This is a genomic window from Sphaerospermopsis sp. LEGE 08334 (assembly GCF_015207205.1).
Taxonomy (GTDB): domain Bacteria; phylum Cyanobacteriota; class Cyanobacteriia; order Cyanobacteriales; family Nostocaceae; genus Sphaerospermopsis.
Genome location: NZ_JADEXH010000117.1, coordinates 1 through 1,072, shown reverse-complemented (window position 1 = coordinate 1,072; position 1,072 = coordinate 1). Strand labels below are relative to the sequence as shown.

1 protein-coding gene is annotated in these 1,072 nt (G+C 41.5%); it reads left to right on the top strand.

Features of this window, described 5'->3' with window-relative positions; genetic code table 11:
• Positions 1 to 1,072: amino acid adenylation domain-containing protein (locus tag IQ237_RS25980; RefSeq protein WP_194060117.1), on the top strand; the 1,072-nt coding region annotated here is incomplete at both ends.

Here is a 1,072-nt window from a genome sequence, read left to right as displayed (position 1 = left end):
TAGAGCGTTCCCCAGAAATGGTAATTGGACTATTAGGTATACTCAAAGCAGGAGGGGCTTATGTACCCCTAGACCCAGAATATCCCCAAGAACGCTTGAGCTTCATGTTAGAAGATGCTCAAGTTAAAGTATTGCTAACACAAAAATCACTATTAAATCAATTACCCTTCGATAAGCAAGCAAACCCCTGTCAGGTAATTTGTTTAGACCAAAACACATCTAACTTAGAATCAACCGAAAACCTCAATCACCAAAGTCAACCAGAAAACTTAGCCTACATAATTTACACCTCCGGTTCAACAGGAAAACCCAAAGGAGTAACAATAGAGCATCGCGCCATAGTCAACCTAAGTTTAACCTGGGGACAAACATTCCAAGTACAAAACCAGAGCCGTTTGTTGCAATTTGGTTCTTTTAGCTTTGACCTATCCGTAGGAGAAATTACCACAGCCCTAGTCACAGGAGCTTGCTTGTACCTAGGAAATAAAGTCACCCTATTGCCAACCCAAAGCCTAGTAGACTTCTTAACAGTCAACAAAATTACCCATAGCTTCCTATCACCCTCAGCCCTATCTGTACTACCCAAAGCAAAACTACCAGATTTGCAATGTATCACAGTAGGAGGAGAAGCTTGTACAACAGAATTAGTCAACCAGTGGGGAACACAAAGAAAAATCTACAACTGCTACGGACCAACAGAATCAACAGTCACCGCCACCATCTTCCATTGTCAACCCAACAGCAACAAAACACCCATAGGCAAACCAATATCCAATCTTCGCACCTACATCCTAGATAGAAACAATCAACTACTACCACCAGGGATACCAGGAGAATTGTGTATAGCTGGAGTTGGTTTAGCTAGAGGATATTTAAATCGTCCCGAAGCGACTGCGGAAAAATTTATAGAAATAGATATATGCGGTCAAATTGAGCGAATTTACAAAACAGGAGACCTAGCCCGTTACCTAGCAGATGGGAACATAGAATACTTAGGACGCATAGACAACCAAGTAAAAATCAGAGGATTCCGCATCGAGTTAGGAGAAATAGAAACCGTACTCAATCAACA